Source organism: Nonomuraea sp. NPDC004354 (assembly GCF_053602555.1).
The window spans coordinates 222,602-244,577 of sequence record NZ_JBSGDV010000010.1 but is presented as its reverse complement, the minus strand read 5'-3'; the positions used below and the strand labels follow the sequence as shown (position 1 = coordinate 244,577).

Sequence of the window (21,976 nt, the reverse complement as noted above, 5' to 3'; positions counted from 1 at the left end):
TCGATCACGCGTGGGCGGGCGCCGCCGGGGCGGGTCAGCGGCCGGGCGGGGCGGCGGGGATGGTGAGCGACCTGGCGGTCCTGGCGGGGGCGCCCTTGCGGGAGATGTAGTCGAGGGTCCTGAAGTCGACCGACAGCTCCGACGCGGTGAGCCTGGCGGCGATGTAGCCGCGCCGCTGGTCGATGTAGGAGATGTGCGGGTTCTCGGCCAGCGCCTCGGCGATCCACGCCTTGTCGCGGTAGCCGTCGCCGTCGCTGGCGACGGAGGAGGTCACCAGCTCGCGGGCGACCACGGGCGAGGAGGGGTCGTCGAAGTCGAGCTTGAGCTCGCCGCGTGGTGCATGTGGGCGTCGCCGGTCAGCACCACCGGGTTGGCGCTCTCCCGCATCCACCCGAGCAGGCGGTCGCGCTCGGGCGCGTAGCCGTCCCAGGAATCCAGGTTGACCTCGCGGCCCGGCCCGACCTTGTAGTCGCGCTGCGCCATGATGATCTGCTGGCCGAGCAGGTTCCACCGGGTGGGCGACGTGCGCAGCCCCTCCGCCAGCCAGCGCCGCTGCGCATCGCCCAGGAGGGTACGGCCCGCCGACAGGCGCTCGTCGCAGGAGGCGCGCACGCCGTCGAGGCAGGCCTGGTCGTCCCTGAACTGGCGGGTGTCGAGCAGATGGAAGCGGGCCAGCGTGCCCCATGAGACCCGCCGGTTGACCCGCAGGACCGCGCCCTGGACGCTGGCGCGGCGCAGCGGCATGTTCTCGTAGTAGGCGCGGAAGGCCATCGTCCTGCGCCGGGCGAAGTCGGGGGCGCCGGTGCTGGAGACGGGCCCCGCCCAGTTGTTCTCCACCTCGTGGTCGTCGAAGGCCACCAGCCACGGCGCGACGGCGTGCGCCTTCTGCAGGTCACGGTCGCTCTTGTACTGCGCGTGGCGCAGCCGGTAGTCGGCCAGGGTCTCGCACTTGCCGGGGGTGTGGGTGCGGACCCTTCCGGCCAGCGCGGTGTAGCCGCTCGGGCCGTACTCGTACATGTAGTCGCCCAGGTGCACGACCAGGTCGGGCTCCTGCTCGGCCAGACGGCGGTAGGCGGTGTAGTAGCCGTGCTCGTAGTGGGCGCAGGCGGCCACCACGAAGTTGAGCGGCTGGGCGCCCTGCGGCGTCGTCCTGGTACGGCCGGCCCGCGACAGCCTGCCCTCGGTCCTGAACCGGTAGAAGTACTCCCGTCCCGGCTCCAGCCCCTGCGCCTCGACGTGGACGCTGTGCGCGGTGTCGGGCGTGGCGCTCGCCGTACCGGACCGGACGATCCTGGAGAAGCGCTCGTCGGCGGAGATCTGCCAGTCGACGTCGAAGGAGCGCGAGGGCATGCCGCCGCGCCCGTCTCCGCTCAGCGGGTCGAGCGCGAGCCTGGTCCACAGCACGAAACCGTCGGTGGTGGGGTCTCCCGAGGCGACGCCGAGCGTGAACGGGTCACCGGCGAGGGCCCGCGAGGGCGGCAGGAAAGGCTGCGAGGGCGGAAGGAGGAAGGAGGCGGCCGTGGCGGCGAGGAAGGTTCTGCGTTCCACGCCCCAGGTATGTCCTCCTCCGCTGACCCGGTCATGACAGCCGAGTCAAGCGGAGGTGAACATCACTCCTCCAGCCAGGTGAGCAGCTCGTTCGCCATGTCGGTCGCGCGCTCGTCGCCGAGCTCGGTGAAGCGGCCGACCGCCTCGCGGGAGCGCCGCAGCGCCTCCTCCCGCCTGCCGAGGGCGTTCAGGACGCGGGCCTCGTCGTAGGCGAGGGCGGCCAGCTGGAACGGGTCCCCGGTCAGGGACCGCGCCTCGGCCAGCGCCTCGGCGGCGTCCGCGCTCCGGCCCGACCAGTGCAGCGACATGGCGTGGCGGCGGGTCGTCCTGGCCTGGTCGTCGGTCTCGCCCGCGGCCCGGTAGCGGTCGGCCGCGACGGCGAAGCTCTCGGCGGCCTCCTCGTCGCGGTCCAGCTCGTCGAGGATGCCCGCCGCGGACTCCGCCGCCCTGGCCGACTGCAGCGGATGCGCGTACATCGCGACGAGGGCGGTGAAGTCGGCCAGCGCCGCCTCCTGCTCGCCCATCAGGCGCAGGGCGTTGGCCCGCGTCCACCTGAGGCCGGTGATGTTGTCGAGATCGTGGGCGTCCCCGCCGTCCGTGCCGCCGTCGTCGGTGCGGCCGTCGTCCGTGCGGTTGGGGGCCGGGTCGCCGGCGTCGAGTACGGCCAGGGCCTCCTCGGCCGCGATCGCCGCCTCCATGGGCCGGTCGGTCGCCAGGTAGGCGGCGGCCAGGTCGACCCTGGCGAGGGCGGCGGCGTGGGCGTCGCCGAGCGCGGTGAACAGGGCCACGGCCTCGATCAGGTCCTCGACCGCCTCCGCGGCGCGGTCCACCATGACCAGCACCTCGCCCCTGGAGGCGTGCGCGAACGCGCGCAGCCCCGCCTCCGTGCGCGGCGCCACGGCCAGCGCCTCGCCGAAGGCGCCGAGAAGCTCCTCCAGGTTGCCGCCGTGCCGCCGGATGAGCCGGCCGTGGAACAGCGCCGTCCTGGCCAGGGTGAGCACGTCGCCCTCGGCCCGCAGCGCCTGGCGTGCCGTACGCGCCGCCTCGGCCGCACGCCCGGGGTCGCCGTCGTCGGCGTGGAGGTGGGCCAGCAGCGCCAGCAGCCCGCCCTCCCGCGCCCCTTCCAGCAGCGTGATCGCCTCGCCGGCCCGGCCGGCGCCCGCGTACGCCTGGGCCAGCCGTGACCGCGCGCCCGCCCGCTGCCGCTCGTCGCCGTGGGCCGACAGCCACCGGTACGACTCCTCCACCAGCGGCAACCCGTCCTGCGTGAGCAGCCCGAGCCTGCCGAGCGCGACCTGCCTGCGCGCCTCGTCGCCGGCCTGGGCGTGGAGCTCGGCGGCGCGGACCCACAGCTCCCGCGCCCGCTCCACGTCGCCGGCCATGAGCGCGGCCAAGCCGAGCCCGTCGGTGCGCCGCCCGCCGGCCGGGCCGCCGACCTCGTCGTAACGCTCCCACGCGGCCAGGGCCGCGTCGTGGTCGCTGCGCCGCCACGCGTCCTCGGCCAGGTCGAGCAGCTCGTCGGGACCCGCGCCGGCGGGCGGCCGGGCGGGCGCTGCGGACGGGATCGTGACCCTGCGCGCGTGCGGCGTCAGCGGCAGGTGCTCGACCAGCGGCTCGGCCGCCAGCCTCGCCTCCAGCCTGCGGGTCTGCTCGCCGGTGCCGTTGCGGGCGTCGAAGCGGGCGGCCAGGTCCCGTGCGGTCGTCTCCAGCTCCTCACGCAGGCGGCCGACGGGCACGTCCGCGCCGCTCCTGCGTACGGTCAGCCCGCCGTGGCCCAGCTCTTCCAGGCGGCGCAGCAGCAACGCGGCGCACCCGGCGAAGTACATGTGGTCGCTCGGCGTGGGGGAGCGGTCCAGCAGCGGCAGCTCGCGCTGCAGGATCTCCAGGCCGCGGGTCTCGTTGCCGGTGAGGGCGCAGAACTCCAGGTGGTCGCCGAAGTCGTCGACGTAGTTGGCGTCGCCCTGGACGATCCGGTAGGCGCGCAGGTGCGCGGCGGCGGCCTGCTCCAGCCGCCCGGTCCGCACGTACGGCAGCAGCAGGTTGCCGAGAATGCCCTGCGGCTGGACGTGGCAGGTCAGGTGCCCCGCGACGACGGGCGCGGCCAGCTCGATGGCCTCCTCGTCGCGTCCCATCCAGGCCAGGTACCACACCTTGCCGCTGGGGTCGCAGCCCTCGCAGTCGGACATGTCGTCGCGCGGCGTGGTCTGCCACCGGTGGAACCACTCCTCGGCCGCGGCCCTGTCGCCGATGTGCTCGGCGACATAGGTGCGCTGGGTGTGGACGGCGTGCGGGCCGTAGCCCGCCGCGGCGTAGCGCCGCTCCATCTCCGCCAGCGCGTCGTAGGCGCGCTGCAGCGGGATCTCAGGGAAACGGCGCATGTCGCTGACGATCCACTTGTACTGCCACAGCAGGCTGTAGGTGTGCCAGGCCGACCAGCGCCCGGGATCGGCGTCGTACTCGGCGACGGAGCGGGAGAAGGTGGCGAACGACTTGGCCGGCTCGGCGCCGTACTGGTAGGCCTCGGTCAGCTCCAGCCGCACCTCGAAGGCCAGCTCCGGGTCGTGCGCGCAGGCCTTGAGCGCCTGTTCGAGCAGCACGGACCTGGCCTCGCCGTACGGCATCTGCCTGGCCTGGTCCAGCATCTCCTCAACGTCGGCCATCGGTACTCACTCCTTGCCCAGCACGGCCCAGTCGAGCAGGCCGAGGAACGAGCGGTTCAGCGCGGCGGTGTCTGCCGCGCGCAGCGGGTGGTGTCCGTGCAGCAGCGCCATGCCGTACAGCGCCTCCACCGCGGTGGCGGCCAGCGACAGGTCCTTGAGCAGCACCACGCGGCGCACGAGCGGGTTGCGGTGGTTGAGCACCAGGCGGGGGCGGTCGGCGGCGACGGTCCGCTCCATGGCGCCGAGCACGTCGGCCCACAGGTCGTCGGCGGCCTGCCGTGCCTCGCGCAGCTCGGCCTGATGCTCGGCGGCGCGGCTGGTCAGGTAGAGGGCGGGCAGCGAGGCCGGGTCGAAGTCGCGCAGCACCAGCTCGCAGCCGAGAGGGTCGAGGACCCGGGCGGCCGCGGCGACGAACGGCCTGGCGGCCAGGTCCGCGCCGGGGTCGACGGGGCCGAGGTGGGTGGCCAGCTCGCCCGGGTCGAGGCGGTCGAGACGGGCGTCCGGGTCGATCCTCGGCAGGCGCCGCAGGATGTCGCTGTCGTAGACGTAACCGCCGTTGATCAGGCCGACGCCCTGGGCGCCCGACACGGCCGACAGCTGGCGGAACTCGTCGACGCTCGCGGTGAAACGGCCCTGCGGATGGCGGGTCCTGAACTGGGCGAGCGTCATCGGGCCGTCGCTGGTCTCGAACTCCAGCCACCTGTCGACCAGGCGCAGCATGTCGTCGTCGTGCAGGGCCAGGGCCTTGACGCCCAGGTGGTGCAGGCGCAGGAAGGCGCGCAGCCGGGCCGGGTCGGTCTCGGCCAGCCGGACGAGCCATTCGCGCAGCTGGCGGCCGAGCTGCTCGCGGGTGTGCTCCAGGAGGTCGTCCTCGTAGAGGGCCTCGCGGCTGGCGGTGGGGCGTAGCTCTCCCGCGTCCACGACGCAGCGGGCGAAGAACGCCCAGTCGGGCAGCACACCCTCGGCGCGCTCGGTGAGCAGCATGCGCTTGAGGTAGACCCGGTGGCCGGCGCGGGCGGTCGGGTTGGCGGGGCTGGGCAGCACGAACGCGACACCGGTCAGCGCCGCCTCGGGGACGTCCAGGTCGACGACGTCGAAGGGGGTGAAACCGAACAGCTGCCTGCCGTACTCCAGCAGCGCGGCCCGGCGCGCGTCAGGGCTGTCGTACCGGGCCAGCCACGGCGGGTCGGTGGTCGTCACGACGCCGTCGACCGTGACGGTGATCGGCAGCAGCGAGCCGTACAGGGCGGCCAGCTCGGTGACGGTGCGGGCGTCGACCCATTCGGCGGCGTCCCTGCGGGCCCGCAGGGTGACCGTGGTGCCGGGCGCGGCCCGCTCGGCGGTCGCCGGCGCCACCCGGTAGGTGCCGTCGGACCTGCCGGTCCAGCTCACGGTGGGTGTGCCGGTCACCGACCTGGTCTCGACGTGGATCTCGTCGGCCACCAGGAAGCCCGACAGCAGCCCGATGCCGAACTGCCCGAGGAACTCGTGCCTGGCGAACCCCAGCTCGTCGCGCTTGGACGAGCGGCCGATGGTGGCCAGCAGGGTGTGCACCTCGTCCTCGGTCAGGCCGACGCCGTCGTCGTGGACGCGCACCTGCCCCTCGGCGACCTCGATCGCGACCCGGCCCCCGCCTTCCCCGCGGGCGGTGATGGCGTCGGCCGCGTTCTGCAGCAGTTCGCGCACGTAGACCCGCGGACTGGAGTACAGGTGACGGCTCAGTAGATCGACGACACCCCGCAAATCCACCTGAAAGGCATTTTCCACGCCCGACACTATGCCAGGTATGGCCGCAGATGCTCATGTAACGCGGCACAGCCGAGGTATTTCTCCGCGGTGTGGAAGTCCAGCCAGTCCAGATTCACCAGCGCCTCGACGTCCACCCCGGTGAAGCAGTCACGCAGGGCGGGTGGGATGGCCGCGATGTCGTCCTTGTCGGCGATGTTGACCCAGCGCCGCACCCCCTTCGGCCGCTCGCCCAGGCCGGCCACCGGAGCCGGCAGCAGCCGCTCGAACACCACGTTGCGCATGCCGAGCGGGCTGCCCAGGGTGACCAACAGGTCCACCTCGATGTCCGGATGGGCGTGCAGGGTCTCGTAGGCGACGACGCTGCCGAGCGAATGGGCGACCACGACCCGGGGCGCGTGCCGCCTGAGCACCTCGGCCACCGCGTCCTGGCACCGCTCGCGCCGTATCTCATCGGTGAGATAGGCGGCCACCTCGGGGCAGAACAGGGCGGCGAAGGCCGCGGCCCTGGTGTCCAGCCGGTTCAGCAACCATCCCGTGAACGCCTTCAGCGCGCCCGTGAAGGTCTCGCCCACACCCGACTGCTTGGCCCAGTCGACGAAGACCTGCTGCTCCCGGGCGCCCATCGTCTCGACCCGCTTGGCCTTGCCCTGGTCGTTGAGATGGTGGGCGTAGTAGGCCACCTCCGCGAAACCGGCCGGTCCGGCGCCGAGATAGCGGTTCCACTTCGCCCGCATCGCCTCGGCCGCGCCTTCCACCGACCGGCCGGCCTGGAGGTAGTAGTTGTACTTGCCGATGCCGTGCACACCGACGATCACCGCCATGATCACTCCCCACGTTGTGCGGGACATGGTGCCATGGCGGGCTTGCGGATGGATGACCGGAAAAACCTTGTTGCTCGGGGTATGGGCCATCCGGATACGGTTTGCAGGGGTTCCTCGCGAGTTGCTGGGGCTTTCACGAGGGGAGGTGTCCCGATGGCCGGCCTGTTGATCGTCAACGACTCGATCGCCATTCCCGGCGACGAGCTCGTCTGGCGTTTCTCCCGTTCCTCGGGCCCGGGCGGTCAGGGGGTCAACACCACCGACAGCAGGGTGGAGCTGCTGTTCGACGTGGCCGCGAGCACGGCGCTGCCGCCCACGCTCAAGGCCCGCGCGCTGGAACGGCTGCCGTCGCCGGTGATCACGGTGGTGGCGTCGGAATACCGCTCCCAGCTGCGCAACCGCGAGGCCGCCGCCCACCGGCTGGCCCAGCGCGTCCGCGAGGCGATCGCGCCGCCGCCCAAGCGACGCCGTCCGACGAAGCCCAGTAAGGGCTCCATCGAGCGCCGCCTGGCCACCAAGAAGCACCGCTCCGACGTCAAGCGCCTGCGCCGCGACATCTGAGCTTGGGCCGGCGGCCCCTCCGGCACGGCGCGTCGATCCAGGTCGACCTGACCGCGCCGCTCCTGGCGTCCCAGCGGGCGCGCCAAGACGCCGTCCGACGGGACTTCGCGATCGGACGGGCCGCGTCAGCTCCCACCTCAGCCACCCGGGGTGACGGTCGCCCGGCTACCGTCGCTTGTGTCGAACATGTGATCTAAAACTCTCCAAGTCAAGGTTACGATCTTGGTGATGGCCGGCCGTGCCGATCGGCCGGCTCTCCATGCTGAAGGGGCGTGAAGACGCCCCACGACCCGATGGGAGATCGACCTTGAGGCGTGCGCTGATCGCGTTAGGCGTCGGCTTGAGCGTGCTGGGTTCCGCTGTCGTCACCGAGCCGGCCCAGGCCGCGAGCGGGGTGGTGGTCCCGCTGGCCGCCAACGTGACGGCGGCTCAGCAGATCGCGAGATTCTGGCTCGCCGACGGAGCCGCCAACCTGAAGAACGCCACGCCGTACACCGTGCGGACCGAGGTCGGCGGGGAGCGCCTGTCCACGGACGTCGTCCCGGACGGCCTCCCTGGGGCCGTCGCACCGGTGGAGGGGCCGCCCTCGTCGAAGGGGAAGACGCCCACGACCTCGGGCAAGGTGTTCTTCATCGGCAGCGACCTCCAGCCGCACTGGTGCACCGGCACGGCTGTGCAGTCGAACTTCAAGAACCTCGTCGCCACGGCAGGTCACTGCCTGTTCGACACCGAGGCCCCGGACGGCCCTCTGGCCAAGTGGGTCTTCGTCCCCGGCTACTCCGAGGGCACGACCCCGTTCGGCCTGTACGTCGGGAAGCAGGCAAGCGCTCACTACGACTTCGACGTCTACCGGGACTACGACCGGGACTTCGCCTTCGTCAACGTGTACAACGGCGTCGTCTCCCCTTCCCCGGACGTGCTGACCAATGTCGGGAGGCTGGTCGACAACGTCGGCGGCCAGGGGTTCGCGTTCAACCAGCCGCTCGCGCCCACGGTCGACGTCTTCGGCTACCCCGCCGGCCCCCACCCCGACGGCAGGCGGCCCTACACGGGCGAGACCCTCGAATGGTCGACCGGCTCGACGTTCACGATGAAGGTCACGGGCCTGCCCGCGGACCGGCTCATCGGCGTGGACTCCCCGCTCACCGGTGAAGGCGCTCTCGGGTCCTCCTGGCTGACCCATTACGGGAGCGACAGCCGTCTCGGCTATCTCAACGGCATCACGATCAGCGTGTCCGACACCGATGGCGACAATCGGTACGACACCGGCGTCTCGCCGTACTTCGACGGTGAGGTGAAGGCGGTCTACCGGGAGGCCGCCAATTTCTGGGCCGGCCCCATCGCCTAGACAGCCGCCGTCCCCGCCGCGCCCGCCCCGAGTGGCGGGCGCTGTGGCTGTACGTGATCTTGTATTCGGCGACCGCATCATTCCCATCACCTCGGAGACCGCCGAAGAATGGGGACGCCTGAACGCCATCCGCCCGCTCCCGAGCACGGGCGGCCTGATCGCCGCGACGGCCAGAGCGAACGGGTGGACCCTGGTGAGCGGGAACGTCGAAGACTTCGAGGGGACGGGCGTATCCGTGGTCGACCCCTTCGAACCGCCGCGCTGAGATCACGCCCGCGTGTAGCGGTGCTTGGCGCCGGGCGGGAAGTACTCGGGGTCGCCGGTCTCCCGCAGCCTGATCTCCGGCGCCTGCCTCTCCCGGGGGACGTAGGCGGCGAACTCGCTGTTGAGCCTGCGCAGCTGCGTCAGGATCGAGCTTCCGACGGCCCGCGCGGTCCGCTCGTCGGGCCGTAGCCCAGGCATCAGCTCGACCGTGACCGTCAGCCGCCGGTCGCGCTGTTCGTCCTCGACCACCTCCAGCACGAACTTGCCGCTGACCATCCCGCTCACCTCCGGCTGCTCCAACCCGACGGCGATGTTCTCGGGGTAGACGTTCGCGCCGTAGTAGGACACGGTGAAGTGGCTGCGCCCGAAGACGTAGACGAACGGCCGCTCGGGGCCGGGGGCCGACGGGGTGAAGCCGTGCCCGGCGAGCAGGCCCAGCATCCTCTCGTACGGCAGCAGCCCGCCCTCGTCGGCGATGTGGTAGCGGACGAGCGGGATCCCGTTGTCGCCGGAGAACAGCAGCGTGCCCTCGTGCTCCTCGAAGAAGCGCACCTCCGGGTCGTACTGCACGAGCGTCGGCAGCCGCGACTCGCCGAAGATCTCCCTGGCGGTGCCGGGGTGGGCGGCCAGGAAGCGGCGGATCTCGATCGACAGCGGCGTCTCGTTGCCGAGGACGCCCGCGTCGGCGGTGCCGTACAGGGAGGCGGTGTCGCGGGTCGGGTCGGTCATGCCCGCGCGCTCGGCCACCAGCGACCGCCATTCCTCGCTGAAGACCTCGCCCGCGGTGACCATCTTGATCGCGTAGTCGCGCCACGGCAGGCCGCCGGTGTCGATGACGTCCTTGAGGAAGGGCGGGTAGCCGAGCAGGACGACCTGGTCGAAGTGCGGGGCCAGCTCGGGGATCACCCGGACGATCTCGCGCTTGTCGCTGCCGGGCGCGATCGAGGTGATCGGGTAGCCGCGTCCGGCCAGGTGGCGCAGGCAGGCGAGGGTGAACAGGCCGCCGACCCAGGTCCCGAGCGCGAAGCACACGACGGCGAGCGTGCGCTTGTCGCGGGCGCCGAACGCGTCCCTGAAGATCTCCTCGAACCTGGCGGCGATGACCCGCTCGTCCTCGGCCGACCGGGGCCAGAAGGACGGCGTGCCGGTCGATCCGGAGGAGACGGCGATCATGTCGCCGATCGTGCCGCCGCGGCACAGGTCGGGCAGCGGGTAGCGGCGAGTGTAGTTCTGCTTGGTGGTCATGGGCAGCCTGGCGAAGTCACGCAGGCTCGTGACCCGCGCCGGGTCGATGTCGTGCGCGGCGAGGAAGGCGCGGTAGGCGGGGACCGTCGCCGCCGTCCGCCGGAAGAGATCCACCGGGTCCATCAGCCGATGGTACGGCGCAGCGGCAGCCTGGCCCGCACCTCGAAGCCGCCGTCGGGGGCCGGCCGCGCCTCCAGCGTCCCGCCGAGCAGGTCGGCCCGCTCCCGCATGCCGGTGATCCCGTGCCCTCCCGCGCTCATGGGCGCGGAACGGCGCGGCGCCTCGTTGGCGACGGCGACCACGAGCTCGTCGCCGGTCCGGTCGACGTCGACGCGCACGGCCGCGCCGGGCGCGTGCCGCATCGTGTTGGACAGCGACTCCTGGAGGATCCGGTAGGCCGCCTCGCTGACCGGCGCGGGGACGGCGCCGGCGGCGTCGGCGGCGCCGGTCACCGTCACCGGGTGCCCCGCCGCGCGGACCGTCGCGACCAGCTCGTCGAGACGGTCGAGGCCGGGCGCTGGCGCCTGGCGCAAGGTGCCGACGATCTGCCGCATCTGCGACATCGCCTCCAGCGACATCTCCCGCACCTCGGCGAGACCGGTGTCGAGGACGGCGGGGTCGCCGCCGGCGCGCAGCCGTACCGCCTCCGACTGGATGGCGATGGCCGACATGTGATGTGCGACCACGTCGTGCAGCTCGCGCGCGATCCGCAGCCGCTCCTCGGCCACCGCCTGCGCGGCCATGGTCTGCTCGGTCTGCGCCGCCAGCTCCACCTGCGTACGGCGCCGCGCCCCGACCACCTGGCCGAGCACCAGCACCACCGGCAGGAGCAGCAGTTCCAGGCCGAACGGCTGCGGCCGGAACAGGACCTCGGCCAGCGTCGTGCCGATCCACACCGCGACGGCGCCCGCCACTCTGACCCGCGTCGCGATCGTGTAGGCGCACAGCACCAGCGCGAGCCCGCCGACCCGAGACGACCCCGATGCCGGGGTAGGGGTTGACCAGCAGCGTGGTGGTCGCCAGTGCCCACGCGGGGATGGGCGCCGGCCTGCGCAGCGCGACGGGCACCGAGGCGACGGCCGCCACCAGCGTGATGATCCCGTCGTGCGTGGGCACGTCGAGGCCGCCCGGCTGGAGCCGCATCGGCCCGCTACTGGAGATCATGTCGCCGGTGGTGAACCAGAACAGCACCAGCGCGGTCACCACGTCGAGGAGCAGCAGCATCCGCGGCGACAGGTGCCACTTCGGGTCATTCACCGGGACGGACCAGCCCCGTCTCGTAGGCGTAGACGATCGCCTGGGCCCTGTCGCGCAGGTCGAGCTTGGTCAGCACCCTGCCGACGTGCGTCTTCACCGTCTGCTCGGCGACCACGAGCCGTTCGGCGATCTCGAGGTTGGACAGCCCCTGCGCGATCAGCGTCAGCACCTCGGTCTCCCGTTCGGTCAGCTCCGCCAGCCGCTTCACCGACGGCGCCCGCGGCCCGCCCAGCCGCGCGAACTCGTGGATCAGCCGCTTGGTGACCGCGGGCGCGATCAGCGCCTCCCCGGCCGCCACGACGCGCACGGCCTCGGCCAGCTGGGCGGCGGAGGCGTCCTTCAGCAGGAAGCCGCTGGCGCCCGCCCGTAACGCCTCGTAGACGTAGTCGTCGAGGTCGAAGGTGGTCAGGATCAGCACCTTGGCGTCACCGGCGGCCATGAGCCTGCGCGTGGCCTCCAGGCCGTCCATGACCGGCATCCGGACGTCCATCAGCACGACGTCGGGCTTCAGCTCGGCCACCCGCTCGACCGCCTCCTGGCCGTTGGCCGCCTCGCCCACCACCTCGATGTCGGGCTGGCTGCTGAGGAAGACCGTGAAACCCGTGCGGACCATGCCCTGGTCGTCGGCGATCAGCACCCGGATCATGAGCCTGACTCCACCGGCAGCACGGCCTCCACCTCGAACCCGCCCCCTTCCGTGGGACCCGCCTCCAGCGACCCGCCGAGCAGGGTGGCCCGCTCGCGCATGCCGATCAGCCCGTGACCGGCGCCGGGCGCGTCGCCCGGCCCGCGCCCGGGGCCGTTGGCGACACGGACCCGCAGGCCGCCGCTCCAGGCGACCTCGACGGCGACGGCCGAGCCCGGCGCGTGCCGCATGGCGTTGCTGAGCGATTCTTGCACGATCCTGTAGGCCGAGACGGCCATGGCCGTGGGCACCTCCTCCAGCTCACCCGAACGCTTCACCCGCACGGTCAGCCCCGCCGAACGGGCGTTGCCGACCAGGTCGTCGAGCCTGTCGAGGGCGGGCGGCGGCGTGGTGTCGGCGCGGCCCTCGTGGTCGCGCAGCACGCCGAGGACCTGCCGCAACTCCTTGATGGCCTCCAGCGACAGCCCGCGGATCTCGGCGAGGCCCGCCTCCAGGCGCGCCACGTCCCCTCGGGCCTCCATGGGTACGGCCTCCGCCTGGATCGCGATGACCGACAGATGGTGGGCGACGACGTCGTGCAGTTCCCTGGCGATCCGTGCCCGCTCGGCCATGACGTATCGTTCCCCGATCGCCTCGTCCCTGCTCGCGGTGGCGCGGCGCCGTACCCGGACGTTGTAGCCGAACAGCAGGATCACCGTCATGGCGACCGAGGCCAGCGCCATCGACTTCGAGTCGACGATCCAGACGGTCAGCACCGAGGTCAGCCAGCCCACCGCAGTGACGCGCCGGTCCGACCGGGCGGCCAGGGAGTAGAGCACCAGCAGGTACATCACGATGGCCGGCTGGAGGTACGGCGGCTGCATGTCGGTGATCTGCCTGACGACGTGCAGGGACGGAAGGATCAGCACCAGTGCCAGCCGCCACGCGGCCAGGGGCCAGCGCGCCCGCATCGCGACCGGCAGCGAGAAGGCGACGGCCGTCAGGTAGACCTGCGCCATCGGCTGCCGTCCGGACGGGATGAGCTCCGTGAGCGTGATCCAGAACAGCATTCCCGCCACGACGAGGTCGGCCAGCTGCACCAGGTCGTAGTGGTCGAAGGGCACCAGTGGCCGCAGCGCCCGCGGCACCCGGCGGCGCAGGCGGGGCGAGCGGGCGGGCGGGGGATCGGCCTCGCCGCTGAAGAACGCGAGCACGAACGGCTGGAGGACGGCCGAGATCACCGCCCCAGCCTAGGTGCGGCCTGACCAGGCACGCATCACCCCTGGGAGTGATGGCCCTCAAGAGCTACTTACACAATTACGATCGCCGTGAGCGAACATCATCAAGGAAGGGAACATCGGCGGGCTCCGATGAATTGAGTGTGTATAACTCAACCCCATTGGAGTTCAGATGAGTGAGAGCTTGATCCTCCCGGTCCTGCCGCTCGACGACGAGGTGGTCCTGCCGGGCATGGTGGTCCCTCTGGACCTGTCCTCCGCGGAGGTCCGGGCTGCGATCGACGCGGCTCAGGCTTCTGGTCTCAACAAGCCGCGCGTCCTCCTCGTTCCCAGGATCGACGGCCGTTACGGGGCCGTCGGCGTGCAGGCCGTGGTCGAGCAGGTCGGCCGGCTTCCCGGCGGCGAGCCGGCCGCCGTCGTGCGCGGCGTCAACCGGGCGCGCGTCGGCAAGGGCACGACCGGCCCCGGTGCGGCCCTGTGGGTGGAGGTCCACACCGTCGACCGGGTGCCGGCGGGCGAGCGGGCGCAGGAGCTGGCCAAGGAGTACAAGGCGCTGGCCACGACCATCCTGCAGAAGCGCGGCGCGTGGCAGGTGGTCGACCAGGTCAACCAGATCGACGACCCCTCCGTCCTGGCCGACAGCTCCGGCTACACCCCCTGGCTGAGCACGGCCCAGAAGGTCGAGCTGCTGGAGGCGCCCGACCCCGCCGACCGCCTGGCCAAGCTGGTCGAGTGGTCGCGCGAGCACCTGGCCGAGCTCGACGTGGCCGAGACGATCCGCAAGGACGTCCAGGAGGGCATGGAGAAGCAGCAGCGCGAGTTCCTGCTCCGCCAGCAGCTCGCCGCGGTCCGCAAGGAGCTGAAGGAGCTCAACGGCGACACCGCCGAGACCGAGGAGGAGGACTACCGCGCCCGCGTGGAGGCGGCAGACCTGCCCGAGAAGGTGCGCGAGGCGGCGCTCAAGGAGGTCGACAAGCTGGAGCGCACCTCCGACCAGTCACCCGAGACCGGCTGGATCCGCACCTGGCTGGACACCGTCCTCGACATCCCGTGGAACACCACGAGCGACGACACCTACGACATCGCCGGCGCCCGAGCCGTGCTCGACGCCGACCACACCGGCCTCGACGACGTCAAGGACCGCATCATCGAGTACCTGGCCGTGCGCAAGCGCCGCCAGGACAAGGGCCTCGGCGTGGTGGGCGGCCGCCGCAGCGGCGCCGTTCTCGCCCTCGCCGGTCCTCCCGGGGTCGGTAAGACGTCGCTGGGCGAGTCCGTGGCGCGCGCCATGGGCAGGAAGTTCGTCCGCGTCGCCCTCGGCGGCGTCCGTGACGAGGCCGAGATCCGCGGCCACCGGCGCACCTACGTCGGCGCGCTGCCCGGCCGCATCGTTCGCGCCATCCGCGAGGCGGGCTCGATGAACCCCGTCGTGCTGCTCGACGAGATCGACAAGGTCGGCGCCGACTACCGGGGCGACCCGACCGCCGCCCTGCTCGAGGTGCTCGACCCGGCGCAGAACCACACCTTCCGCGACCACTACCTGGAGGTCGAGCTCGACCTGTCGGACGTGCTCTTCCTGGCCACGGCCAACGTCCTGGAGGCCATCCCCGGGCCGCTGCTCGACCGCATGGAGGTCGTCACCCTCGACGGCTACACCGAGGACGAGAAGGTGGCCATCGCCCGCGACCACCTGCTGCCCAAGCAGCTGGAGCTGGCGGGGCTGACCGCCGAGGAGGTCACGGTGGAGGAGGCGGCGCTGCGCAGGCTGGCCGCCGAGTACACCCGCGAGGCCGGCGTCCGCTCCCTCGAGCGCTCGATCGCCAGGATCCTGCGCAAGGTCACGGCCAAGGACGAGCTGCCCGCCACGGTGACCGCGGACGACCTGGTCGAGTACCTGGGCAGGCCGCGCTTCGTCCCCGAGGCGTCGCTGCCCGAGTCCAAGCAGCGCACCTCGGTGCCCGGCGTGGCCACCGGCCTGGCCGTCACCGGTGCGGGCGGCGACGTCCTCTACGTCGAGGCGTCGCTGGCCGACCCCGAGACCGGCGACACGGGGCTGACCCTCACCGGCCAGCTCGGCGACGTGATGAAGGAGTCGGCGCGGATCGCGCTGTCCTACCTGCGCTCCCACGGCGCGGAGCTGGAGCTGCCGGTCACCGCGCTGAAGGACCGCTCGGTGCACGTGCACTTCCCCGCGGGCGCCGTCCCCAAGGACGGGCCGTCGGCGGGCGTCACGCTCACCACGGCGCTGGCCTCGCTGCTGTCGGGACGGCTGGTCCGCAACGACGTGGCGATGACAGGGGAGATCTCGCTCACCGGGCGGGTGCTGCCCATCGGCGGCGTCAAGCAGAAGCTGCTGGCGGCGCACCGGGCGGGCATCACCACCGTCCTCATCCCGGCCCGCAACGAGCCCGACCTGGACGACCTGCCCAAGGAGGTGCGCGACGAGCTGACCATCCACGCGGTCGGCGACGTGCGTGAGGTGCTCGACATCGCCCTCACCCCGGCCAAGGTGGCCCAGACCGCCGCGGCCTGACCTCCCACCCGAAGCCGCCCCGCCATCCGTACGGCGGGGCGGCTTCGCCGTTCCCGAGGGGCTTAATGGACAAATCATTCAAGCGCCGTACCCGCTACCAGCTCGACGAGGAGCTCAGCCAGGGGCAGGCCGCTCGTGACCTGCGCGATCTCGCCGCGAAGGGGTGGCTCAAGCCGTACGGGGCGACGAAGGGAAGGTTCTACGCCCCTGGGCCGCGCATGGCGCGTATCAAGGCGGACTTCGCCGACCGGATGACTCCCCTCAAAGACCCTTACCGGCGTGTCGGGGGCGCCTGACAGGATACGGTCACTGCCCGTGATACCGACAGTGAGGCCGCCCCTGGACGTGGCGCTCGGCAAGGTGCGCCGCAGGATCCTGCCGTTGATCGTCGCCGCCTACGTCGTCTGCTACGTCGACCGCACCAACATCGGCATGGCCCAGTTGCGGATGGGCGAGGAGATCGGCCTGGGCGCGGCGGGGTTCGGGCTCGCGGCGGGGATCTTCTTCGTCGGCTACGCGCTGTTCGAGGTGCCGAGCAACCTCATGCTGCACCGGTTCGGCGCCCGGCTCTGGATCGCCCGGATCATGGTCACCTGGGGCCTGCTGTCGGCCGCGACCGGGCTGGTGACCAGCCCGGAGACGCTCTACCTGGTGCGGTTCCTGCTGGGCGTGGCGGAGGCGGGGTTCGCCCCGGGGATCATGCTCTACTTCACGTTCTGGTTCCCGCAGCGGGAGCGGGCCAGGATGGTCGCGATCTACCTGGCGGGCATCCCCGTGTCGTTCCTCATCGCCAACCCGCTGTCCGGCTGGCTGGTGGAGCACGCGGGCTGGCGCGTCATGTTCGTCGCCGAGGCGCTGCCCGCGGTGCTGCTCGGCGTCGTGGTGTGGCTGTTCCTGCCGGACGGCCCCGCGCAGGCCAGGTGGCTGACCGGTGAGGAGAAGGCGATCGTCCAGGCCGAGGTCGAGGCGGAGGCGCGGCCCGAACGGTCGGTCCGCGCGACGCTGACCGATCCGCGGGTGCTGCTGATCGCGCTGGTGTCCAGCGGTGGCATCTTCGCCGCCTACCTGCTGAGCCTCTTCCTCCCGCAGATGATCGAGCGGTTGTGGACGGGCGCGGGCGAGACCGGCATCGGGCTGATCTCCGCCGTCCCGTACGGCGTGGCCGTCGTCGCGATGCTCGCCTGGAGCCGCCGCTCGGACCTGACGGGGGAGCGGACCTGGCACACGGTCATCGCGTACCTGGTGTCGGCGGCCGGGTTCGCGGCGGCGGCGGTGGCCGGGCAGCCGCTGCTGGTGCTGGCCGCGCTGACGGTGGCGGCGGCCGGCAAGTTCGCCTCGGTGCCCGTGGTCTACGCGCTGCCCACGGAGTTCCTGTCGGGCAGGGCGGCCGCCGCGGGCATCGCGATGGTCAACTCGGTCGCGCACGTCGCGGCCGTCTTCGGCCCGGTGCTGACGGGGTGGCTGCTGCAGCGCACCGGCGGGTTCGACGCCCCGATGCTCGTGGCGGCCGGCTATCTCGTGCTCAGCGCGTTCGTCGCGGGACTGCTGGGCCAGGCCGGGCGGCGCGACCGTGAGCCACTTCACATCGGCGGCAGGGAATAGGCCCGTACCGGGCGATCGTTGGCCAGAGCGTGAACGAGATGCGAATGCGCATGTGTATGGGCTGTCCGGCCCGCTAGAGCGCACCCTTCCGCCCCCTCTCGTTCAAAGGTATGCCCCGATGATCCGACCCAGCTTCGTGCTGCGCCGCCTGAGTCACCTGCCGTTCCACCCCGGCAGCCGCTGACGTCTCCCCCGACGCTGACCTTCCGTTACCGAATCCGTTGTGGGGAAATTTCGTGATCCAGGCTGCAGGCCTGCGCAAGACGTACGGTGACACCGTCGCGCTGGACGGTGTCGACCTGCACGTGCGCCAGGGTGAGATCTTCGGCGTGCTCGGCCAGAGCGGCGCGGGCAAGAGCACGCTGCTGCGCTGCGTCAACCTCCTCGAGCGCCCGGACCGGGGCACCGTCGCGGTCGCCGGGCAGGAGCTGACCACGCTCGGCGAGCGTGACCTGCGCGCCGCCCGGCAGCACATCGGCATGATCCACCAGCATTTCGCGCTGCTGTCCTCGCGCACGGTCGCGGGCAACGTCGCCTTCCCCCTCGAGGTCATGGGCATGGGCCGGGCCGAGCGGTCGGCCAGGGTCGCCGAACTGCTGGAGCTCGTCGGCATCGCCGACAAGGCCGACGCGCGCCCCTCGCAGCTGTCCGGCGGGCAGAAGCAGCGGGTGGGCATCGCCAGGGCGCTGGCCGGCAACCCCAAGGTGCTGCTGGCCGACGAGGCCACCTCGGCGCTCGACCCCGCCACGACCTCCTCCATCCTGGCCCTGCTCAAGCGGCTCAACGCCGAGCTCGGGCTGACGATCCTGCTCATCACGCACGAGATGAACGTCGTCAAGAGCATCTGCGACTCGGTGGCCATCATGGCCGGCGGGGCGATCCTGGAGTCGGGGCCGATCAGGCAGCTGCTGACCACGCCCGGGTCCAGGCTGGCGGCCGAGCTGTTCCCGCTGCCCGCTCCCGAGGCGGGCAACGTCACGATCACGTTCACCGGAGCGGCGGACGAGCCGGTCATCTCGACGGTCGTGCGCAAGTTCGACGTGGACGTCAGCATCCTCGGCGGCGCGCTGGAGGAGGTCGCCGGCGGCTCGGTCGGCCGCCTGCGCGTCTCGCTGGACGGGGCCGACACCTCGGCCGCCCTCGCGTACCTGCGTGAGCGCGGCCTGATCGTGGAGGTGGCCGCGTGACCTGGGAAGAGATGGTCCCGCTCCTCGGGCAGGCGACGTGGGAGACGGTCCAGATGGTGTTCTGGTCCACGCTCTTCACCGTCGTGTTCGGGCTGCCGCTCGGCGTCGCCCTCGTCGGCACCTCACGTGCCGGCCTGTTCCCCTCGCGGGTGGCCAACCAGCTGCTCAGCCTGATCGTCAACATCGGCAGGTCGCTGCCGTTCATCATCCTGATGATCGCGGTGATCCCCTTCACCCGGCTAGTGGTCGGCACCACGATCGGCCTGTACGCGGCCATCGTGCCGCTGACCATCGGCGCCGTGCCGTTCTTCGCCCGGCTGGTGGAGATCGCGCTGCGCGGCGTCAGCCCCGACGTCGTGCAGGCCGCGCATGCCATGGGCGTCAGCCGTACGTCGATCGTGGCCAAGGTGCTGCTGCCGGAGGCCAGGTCGGCGCTGGTGGCGGGCATCACGGTCACCGTCATCACGCTCGTGTCCTACTCCGCGATGGCGGGCGTCATCGGCGCGGGCGGCCTGGGTGACCTGGCCATCAGGTACGGCTACCAGCGGTTCGAGACGCCGCTCATGATCGCCACCTGTGTGGTCATCATCGTCCTCGTCCAGCTGGCCCAGACCCTCGGCGACGCGCTCGCCGACCGTCTGGCCAAGCGCTAGACACTCCCACCCCTTTTCCGCCCGGGTCCGCCACGAGCGGGTCCTGCTTCCTCATACCCAGACGCTTCCTCATACCCAGACAAGGAGCACAGCCGTGCGCAAGTTGTTCGGTCTCGTGACCGCCGCCGTCCTGGCCGTGACGCTGGCCGCCTGCGGGTCGTCCGCGGCCGGCTCGTCGGCCTCCGGCGCGCCCAGCGACACCCTCAAGGTCGGCGCCACCCCCACGCCGCACGCCGAGATCCTCAAGTACATCTCGGACAACCTGGCCGCCAAGGAGGGCCTCAAGCTGGAGATCGTCGAGTTCAGCGACTACGTGCCGCTGAACCCGCAGCTCCAGGAGGGCCAGCTGGACGCCAACTACTTCCAGCACCAGCCGTACCTCGCCGACTACAACAAGGAGAAGGGCGCCAAGCTCACCTGGGTGCAGAACGTGCACCTGGAGCCGCTCGGCCTCTACTCCACCAAGGTGAAGGACGTGGCCGCCCTTCCCTCCGGCGCCACCGTGGCGGTGCCCAACGACGCCACCAACCTCGGCCGCGCGCTGAAGCTGCTGGCCGACAACGGCGTCATCACCCTGAAGGACGGCGTCGGCACCGCGGCCACCGAGCGCGACGTCACCGCCAACCCGAAGAACATCACCTTCAAGGCGCTCGACGCCGCCCAGCTGCCCCGCTCGCTCGCCGACGTCGACGCCGCGGTCATCAACGGCAACTACGCCCTGGAGGCCAAGCTCAACCCGGCCACCGACGCGCTCGTCGCGGAGAAGGCGGAGGGCAACCCGTACGCCAACGGTCTGGTCGTGCAGGAGGGCAAGCAGAGCGACCCGCGGGTGCAGAAGCTGGCCAAGCTGCTGCAGAGCCCCGAGGTCAAGAAGTACATCCAGGACACCTACAAGGGCGCGGTCATCCCCGCCTGAACCGTCCTGACCGGCGCCCGGTCGCCACGGCGGGCCGGACGGCTTCGACCCCGGCCGGCTTCGCCCCCGGACGGCTTCCGTTCGGGTCGGCGTGACCTCCACCGCGAGACCGTGATCCCGCACGCGGGATCACGGTCTCGGCGTTTCCGGAACGGGACGTGAGCGGCAGGCCGGGCCTCGCCCGCGGGGCCTTGCGGGGGCCTTCCGAGGGAAGTGGTGACCGAATACTGTTCTGGTCATGTATCCGGGAGCCATCGCAGCAGTCACCCCCGACAAGCCCGCTGTGATCATGGCGGGCTCCGGGGAGGTCGTCACCTACCGCCGGCTCGAGGAGGAGTCGAACAGGCTCGCGCACCTGTTCCGCTCCGCCGGGCTCAAGCCGGGCGACCACATCGCCTTCATGCTCGAGAACCATCCTCTTTTCCTGGTCATCGCCTGGGCCGCGCACCGCTCAGGGCTCTACTACACCGCCGTCAGCTCCCGCCTGCAGAGCGAGGAACTGTCCTACATCGTCGACAACTGCGAGGCCAGGGTCTTCATCTCCTCGGCGCGGCTCGCCGGCGTGGCGGGCGCGATCGAGGCTCCCGGCGTGGAGCTCAGGCTCATGATCGACGGGGTGGCCGACGGTTTCGTCTCCTACGAGGAGGCCGTCGCGGTCCATCCGACGACGCCCATCGCCGACGAGTGCCAGGGCGCCGACATGCTCTACTCCTCGGGCACCACGGGCCGGCCCAAGGGCGTCAAGCCGACGCTCTCGCAGGCGCCGCTCGACACGCCGGGGCCGTTGCTGCAGCTCATCCAGTTCCTCTTCGCGCCGTCGGCCGACAGCGTCTACCTGTCGCCCGCCCCGCTCTACCACGCCGCGCCACTGCGCTACTGCCTGCAGTTCCAGCGACTGGGCGCGACGGTGGTCGTCATGGAGCGCTTCGACCCCGCCGAGTACCTCGCCCTCGTCGAAGGCCACCGGGTCACGCACACCCAGCTCGTGCCGACGATGTTCATCAAGATGCTCAAGCTGCCCGACGAGGTCAGGGCCGGGCACGACCTGTCGTCGCTCCGGTGCGCGATCCACGCGTCGGCGCCGTGCCCGGTGCCCGTCAAGGAGCGGATGCTCGAGTGGTGGGGGCCGGTCATCCACGAGTACTACGCCGGAACCGAGGGCAACGGCTTCCTCTACGCCGGACCCGCCGACTGGCTGGCCCACCCGGGCACGGTCGGCCGCGCCCTGCTCGGCGTGGTGCACGTCTGCGACGAGGAGGGCAACGAGCTGGGGCCCGGCGAGCACGGCACCGTCTACTTCTCCGACGGCCCCCGCTTCGAGTACCACGGCGACCCCGACAAGACCCGCTCCGCGCAGGATCCCCAGGGCAGGGGCTGGACCACCCTCGGCGACATCGGCTACCTGGACACGGACGGCTTCCTCTACCTGACCGACCGCCGCTCCTACATGATCATCTCGGGCGGGGTGAACATCTACCCCCAGGAGGCCGAGAACGTACTGGCCCTCCACCCCAAGGTCGCCGACGTGGCCGTGTTCGGGATCCCGGACGAGGAGATGGGCGAGCAGGTCAAGGCCGTCGTCCAGCCCGCCGACGACGTCGCGGCGGGCCCGGCGCTGGAGGCCGAGCTGATCGAGTACTGCAGGGCACGGCTGGCGCACTACAAGTGCCCCAGGTCGATCGACTTCCGCGACGAGTTGCCGCGCCATCCCACCGGCAAGCTCTACAAGCGGCTGCTGCGCGCGGAATACCTTAAAGTTCCATGAGAGC

19 protein-coding genes are annotated in these 21,976 nt (G+C 71.6%); 10 read left to right on the top strand and 9 right to left on the bottom strand.

All coding sequences use genetic code 11. The features are described 5' to 3' along the window. Positions 1 to 34: 34 nt before the first annotated feature. The 5 genes from ACWENQ_RS26830 to ACWENQ_RS26810 all read right to left on the bottom strand — a co-directional run bounded on the left by ACWENQ_RS26830 (position 35) and on the right by ACWENQ_RS26810 (position 6,778). Entirely contained in the window at positions 35 to 292 is a 258-nt protein-coding gene (locus ACWENQ_RS26830) for a hypothetical protein (protein WP_452416734.1), read from the bottom strand. Next, on the bottom strand, positions 271 to 1,548 hold the full coding sequence (locus ACWENQ_RS26825; protein ID WP_452416733.1) for an alkaline phosphatase D family protein: 1,278 nt from the start codon (positions 1,546 to 1,548) through the stop codon (positions 271 to 273). The genes ACWENQ_RS26830 and ACWENQ_RS26825 overlap by 22 nt, the downstream gene beginning before the upstream one ends. Before the next feature lie 62 nt (positions 1,549 to 1,610). Further along, the gene (locus ACWENQ_RS26820; RefSeq protein WP_452416731.1) at positions 1,611 to 4,208 is read right to left on the bottom strand and encodes a hypothetical protein; all 2,598 of its coding nucleotides are present in this window, start codon (positions 4,206 to 4,208) and stop codon (positions 1,611 to 1,613) included. Positions 4,209 to 4,214: 6 nt separating this feature from the next. Continuing rightward, on the bottom strand, positions 4,215 to 5,975 hold the full coding sequence (locus ACWENQ_RS26815) for an HSP90 family protein (RefSeq protein ID WP_449925938.1): 1,761 nt from the start codon (positions 5,973 to 5,975) through the stop codon (positions 4,215 to 4,217). 8 nt (positions 5,976 to 5,983) lie between these two features. Next, complete coding sequence (locus ACWENQ_RS26810) at positions 5,984 to 6,778, bottom strand: hypothetical protein (RefSeq protein WP_452416729.1); 795 nt, start codon at positions 6,776 to 6,778, stop codon at positions 5,984 to 5,986. Between the two features lie 153 nt (positions 6,779 to 6,931). Between ACWENQ_RS26810 and arfB the strand changes: the two genes are divergently transcribed. The 3 genes from arfB (at position 6,932) to ACWENQ_RS26795 (ending at position 8,952) form a co-directional block, all read left to right on the top strand. Beyond that, positions 6,932 to 7,339: an alternative ribosome rescue aminoacyl-tRNA hydrolase ArfB gene (gene arfB / locus ACWENQ_RS26805; RefSeq protein WP_354920825.1), complete on the top strand. Its 408-nt coding sequence runs from the start codon at positions 6,932 to 6,934 to the stop codon at positions 7,337 to 7,339. Between the two features lie 307 nt (positions 7,340 to 7,646). Beyond that, on the top strand, positions 7,647 to 8,687 hold the full coding sequence (locus ACWENQ_RS26800) for a trypsin-like serine peptidase (RefSeq protein ID WP_452416728.1): 1,041 nt from the start codon (positions 7,647 to 7,649) through the stop codon (positions 8,685 to 8,687). Positions 8,688 to 8,730: 43 nt separating this feature from the next. Next, positions 8,731 to 8,952 (top strand): hypothetical protein, encoded by a 222-nt coding sequence (locus ACWENQ_RS26795; RefSeq protein ID WP_452416726.1) that lies wholly within the window; start codon positions 8,731 to 8,733, stop codon positions 8,950 to 8,952. Between the two features lie 2 nt (positions 8,953 to 8,954). Here the strand turns inward: ACWENQ_RS26795 and ACWENQ_RS26790 are convergent, their stop codons facing one another. The 4 genes from ACWENQ_RS26790 to ACWENQ_RS26775 form a co-directional block, all read right to left on the bottom strand. Further along, complete coding sequence (locus ACWENQ_RS26790) at positions 8,955 to 10,319, bottom strand: phenylacetate--CoA ligase family protein (RefSeq protein WP_452416725.1); 1,365 nt, start codon at positions 10,317 to 10,319, stop codon at positions 8,955 to 8,957. Further along, positions 10,319 to 11,146: a sensor histidine kinase gene (locus ACWENQ_RS26785; RefSeq protein WP_452416723.1), complete on the bottom strand. Its 828-nt coding sequence runs from the start codon at positions 11,144 to 11,146 to the stop codon at positions 10,319 to 10,321. Before ACWENQ_RS26785 ends, ACWENQ_RS26790 begins: the two co-directional genes overlap by 1 nt. A gap of 299 nt (positions 11,147 to 11,445) precedes the next feature. Continuing rightward, on the bottom strand, positions 11,446 to 12,099 hold the full coding sequence (locus tag ACWENQ_RS26780) for a response regulator (protein WP_449925955.1): 654 nt from the start codon (positions 12,097 to 12,099) through the stop codon (positions 11,446 to 11,448). Continuing rightward, positions 12,096 to 13,319, bottom strand: a complete 1,224-nt coding sequence (locus ACWENQ_RS26775; RefSeq protein ID WP_452416722.1) for a sensor histidine kinase — start codon at positions 13,317 to 13,319, stop codon at positions 12,096 to 12,098. The genes ACWENQ_RS26780 and ACWENQ_RS26775 overlap by 4 nt, the downstream gene beginning before the upstream one ends. Positions 13,320 to 13,488: 169 nt before the next feature. Here ACWENQ_RS26775 and lon point away from each other — a divergent pair, with 169 nt between their 5' ends. The 7 genes from lon (at position 13,489) to ACWENQ_RS26740 (ending at position 21,972) form a co-directional block, all read left to right on the top strand. Further along, positions 13,489 to 15,849 (top strand): endopeptidase La, encoded by a 2,361-nt coding sequence (gene lon, locus ACWENQ_RS26770; RefSeq protein ID WP_354920801.1) that lies wholly within the window; start codon positions 13,489 to 13,491, stop codon positions 15,847 to 15,849. A 65-nt stretch (positions 15,850 to 15,914) separates the two neighbouring features. Next, a complete protein-coding gene (locus ACWENQ_RS26765) occupies positions 15,915 to 16,145 on the top strand; it encodes a hypothetical protein (protein WP_449925963.1) in 231 nt (76 codons plus the stop codon). 19 nt (positions 16,146 to 16,164) lie between these two features. Then, positions 16,165 to 17,451, top strand: a complete 1,287-nt coding sequence (locus tag ACWENQ_RS26760) for an MFS transporter (RefSeq protein ID WP_452416720.1) — start codon at positions 16,165 to 16,167, stop codon at positions 17,449 to 17,451. A 236-nt stretch (positions 17,452 to 17,687) separates the two neighbouring features. Further along, complete coding sequence (locus ACWENQ_RS26755; RefSeq protein ID WP_452416718.1) at positions 17,688 to 18,638, top strand: methionine ABC transporter ATP-binding protein; 951 nt, start codon at positions 17,688 to 17,690, stop codon at positions 18,636 to 18,638. Continuing rightward, entirely contained in the window at positions 18,635 to 19,291 is a 657-nt protein-coding gene (locus ACWENQ_RS26750; RefSeq protein ID WP_449925969.1) for a methionine ABC transporter permease, read from the top strand. The genes ACWENQ_RS26755 and ACWENQ_RS26750 overlap by 4 nt, the downstream gene beginning before the upstream one ends. Before the next feature lie 94 nt (positions 19,292 to 19,385). Beyond that, complete coding sequence (locus tag ACWENQ_RS26745; RefSeq protein ID WP_452416717.1) at positions 19,386 to 20,207, top strand: MetQ/NlpA family ABC transporter substrate-binding protein; 822 nt, start codon at positions 19,386 to 19,388, stop codon at positions 20,205 to 20,207. Between the two features lie 238 nt (positions 20,208 to 20,445). Next, entirely contained in the window at positions 20,446 to 21,972 is a 1,527-nt protein-coding gene (locus tag ACWENQ_RS26740; protein ID WP_452416716.1) for an acyl-CoA synthetase, read from the top strand. The last annotated feature ends 4 nt before the right edge of the window (positions 21,973 to 21,976 follow it).